Annotated in this window: 3 protein-coding genes and 2 pseudogenes; 2 read left to right on the top strand and 3 right to left on the bottom strand. The window is 29.6% G+C overall.

Annotated elements, in window-relative coordinates:
• Window positions 1-185: 185 nt before the first annotated feature.
• The 3 genes and pseudogenes from B5E48_RS13180 to B5E48_RS13170 form a co-directional block, all read right to left on the bottom strand.
• On the bottom strand, window positions 186-1676 hold the full coding sequence (locus tag B5E48_RS13180) for an LCP family protein (protein WP_087305588.1): 1491 nt from the start codon (window positions 1674-1676) through the stop codon (window positions 186-188).
• A 70-nt stretch (window positions 1677-1746) separates the two neighbouring features.
• Window positions 1747-1950 (bottom strand): annotated as a pseudogene (locus B5E48_RS14155) (tyrosine-type recombinase/integrase); the annotation flags it as partial.
• Between the two features lie 15 nt (window positions 1951-1965).
• Entirely contained in the window at window positions 1966-2298 is a 333-nt protein-coding gene (locus tag B5E48_RS13170; RefSeq protein ID WP_241146992.1) for a tyrosine-type recombinase/integrase, read from the bottom strand.
• A 208-nt stretch (window positions 2299-2506) separates the two neighbouring features.
• Between B5E48_RS13170 and B5E48_RS13165 the strand changes: the two genes are divergently transcribed.
• Entirely contained in the window at window positions 2507-2710 is a 204-nt protein-coding gene (locus B5E48_RS13165) for an IS66 family transposase (RefSeq protein WP_087305582.1), read from the top strand.
• A 264-nt stretch (window positions 2711-2974) separates the two neighbouring features.
• A pseudogene (locus tag B5E48_RS13160) lies at window positions 2975-3139 on the top strand (IS66 family transposase); the annotation flags it as partial.

Genomic DNA, 3139 nt, shown 5'->3' with positions numbered 1-3139 from the left:
TCCACCTATAGATCATCCCTGGAAACAGTCTTCCTACTTAAATTTTCTTGCAAAACAAAAGCACCGATCTGGTGCTAATGTTTAAAATTTTTTAGGACATTTTCAAATTTGCTTGACACAAAATAAACATAATTTAACAAAAACTAAACAAAAAGAGGCATCAGAAGACACCCCTTTCATTAATTTTATTCACTTTGTTCAACACTTATTTTTTCACCATTCATCATTTGTTTAATAAGTGATGCACATTCATTTACACTGTTTTCATTAGGAATCATATAGTATAGTTTATTGTTAGGCATATAAGCTCCACCTGTCATCATTTGACCATTTCCTGTTAATTGAATTTGATATATATCCCATGCTGCCATATCATTCAACTGCATTTTAATTAAGTCAGTAATCTCTCCAGCAGACATATTTGTTTCAAATGAACCTTCAATAGAACTTAATACACTTGAATAATTTGTTAAAATTGCAGGTGACATAGCTTTCTTTAACATACCTGTTAAAACACGTTGCTGATTTTTAACACGGTCATTATCACCACCAGATAAACCATAACGTTCTCTTACAAATCCTAATGCTTTATCTCCATCCATTTCATTGTTTCCTTTATGAATCTGATAACCACCATGTAATGTTGTAAAGGCAACAGGAGAATAAACTGTAATTCCTCCTAAAGCATCAACCATTTCAATCAGTGATGTAAAATTCACTCTTGCATAATAGTTAATATCAATGCCCATAAAGTTTTCAATTGTTGATACTGAATTTTCAACTCCACCTAATCCAGCATGTGTTAATTTATCTTTTTTTCCTTTATTTGTTAATGTAACATAATAATCTCTTGGAATACTTGTCATTAAAATTTGTTTTGTTTCAGGATTGACTGTCACTAACATATTTACATCACTACGTGAAACCGTTGAAACTGGTCCTGTCGTATCAATTCCACTAATAAATATCGTAAAGACTTCTTTTGTAACATTGACATTTTTAGAAATATCTTTTGTCTGTTCTACAATATCATAAGACCAAATGATTCTTGTATCATTTTTAAACGTATCATGTTCTTCTTCCAGCATACCATAGTTTGCTTCATTAATATATATAGCTTTTGTTTTTCCATCATACAAATCATTAGCCATATCTACATAACTTGATGCGTTATTAACCTGAATAGTTGATTCTTCTTTATTTAATGCTTCAATAGCTTTACTCATGTATTTCGCATTATCTTCATCATCTAGATTTGCTTCAATTGTTTGATTTTTCAAATCTGAAACTTCTTTATAATTACTATCTTTCATTACTACAAGAGAAATTCTCGTTGTTTTTGTATTTGCTCCAGAAATAGCATCAATAACTGAATTTCCTTGAGCGATATATAAAGATCCAATCATTAAGAAAACTGATAATAATAAACTAATAACTTTTCCAATAATATTTCTAATTTTTCCTTTACCAGTAGTCTTTGATGGCTTCATCAATAAAAATGATATTAAAGCCAATAAAACAACAATACCTATCAACACCATTGTATATAATAATGGTAAAGCATTGAGTTTAAAAACAAGTATAATCAATAATAAAGAAGCAACAACTTGTATTCCTAAAATGACTTTCCATGATGTTATTTTAGAAATAAAACTTTCCTTTGTATGTTTTGCCATTCTATCCCTCTTTTCTTCATCTTTCACATGGTAGCATATTCATGTGAACTTTTCAAGAATCTGTCAATTTTTAAAACAATTTATACTTCACCATTTCAGCTTTTTTCATTTCAAAAGATGAATGAACATATGTATTTAAAGTAATTGTTACAGACGAATGTCCTAATATCTCACTTAAACTTTTCACATCAATTTGACATTGAACGCATTTTGTCGCAAAAGTATGTCTTAAAATATGAAACTTATAATCTTGAATATTAAGAAATGCAAGTGTCTTTTTAAAATAATATTAATAACTACGTGGATCTAAATATTTATTTGTTCCAGTTAATATATATCCAGAACGTTGTTGTCTATCTAATAAAAAATGATAAAGCTGAGGATGTATGGGTATGAAACGCTTAGAATGTACTGTTTTTGGTGTCCCAATAATAGTATAGCTTTTTCCTTTTTCATTAATTCTGTGAATTGTCTTATTGATCTCAATTCTTCTATTTTCTAAATCTATATCATCCCATGTTAAAGCACATATTTCTCCTAATCTTATTCCTGTATATAAGCAATATTTTTTTGTATTACTTTTGTACTTCAACCAAATTAAACTTAATTCTTGAGAACTCATACTCACTTTTCTTTCTCCCCTTTTTATCATCATATTCTTTCTATTTCGTAGAGTATATTCATTTAGAAATGGGAGAGTACATAAAAATATTGTTGAATGCCAAATTAAATAAAAAGAAAAATAAAGAAAATAGTCAAAATAAAAGAAAAAGTCTTATCAAAGTGAATGAATAAGAAATAATCACTTTAAATGATAAGACTATTTTAGTATGATAATAGCTGGAAAGGAAAACGCGAACAGAAGCTATGAAGAAATCAGGCAAATTCGACAGGAACAGTCAAAACCACTGGTTGATGATTTCTTTGAAGATGTCAGGGAATGTGCAAAAGTTGCAGTGGATAAAACAAAGTTAAGTGAAGCACTAAAATACAGCATCAACCAGGAAGAAAAACTAAGAGTCTACCTTGAATGAATATTTCAGCTTGCTGACGACACCATGTTAATGAAGTGACGACAATGTCTCAGTGAAATTGACGACACATTATTTTATGCCGAGAAAATTCATTGATTTAGAAGATTTATAAATTTAATGATTTGTTTTGGTGAAATTGCTTTATCAATTTCGACAAAATATAAAAAATTTATAAATCTAGTATCTGAATCAATGAAGGAATTGGAATAAATATATGTCGTCATTTTGATTAACACAGTGCGTACATGACACTGAAATATTCACCTTGAAGATGGGAGAATAGAGATATCAAACAACCGAGCAGAAAATACGATACGCCCATTCTGTGTAGGCAGACGCAACTGGCTGTTTACCAATACGGTTCAGGGAGCACAGACAAGCGCTGCCTTATATTCACTTATAGAAACTGCAAAGCTAAACAATCTCAAT

Origin of the sequence: Massilimicrobiota sp. An105, from assembly GCF_002161155.1 — a bacterium.
Lineage (GTDB): Bacteria > Bacillota_I > Bacilli_A > Erysipelotrichales > Coprobacillaceae > Allocoprobacillus > Allocoprobacillus merdigallinarum.
Note: the sequence above shows the minus strand (reverse complement) of the source record. Positions and strands in the feature narration are given on the sequence as shown.

Excerpts from the sequence above, each read along its gene's own strand:
- B5E48_RS13180 (WP_087305588.1), bottom strand. The coding sequence starts at position 1,676 with ATGGCAAAACATACAAAGGAAAGTTTTATTTCTAAAATAACATCATGG.
- B5E48_RS13170 (WP_241146992.1), bottom strand. The coding sequence starts at position 2,298 with ATGAGTTCTCAAGAATTAAGTTTAATTTGGTTGAAGTACAAAAGTAAT.
- B5E48_RS13165 (WP_087305582.1), top strand. The coding sequence starts at position 2,507 with ATGATAATAGCTGGAAAGGAAAACGCGAACAGAAGCTATGAAGAAATC.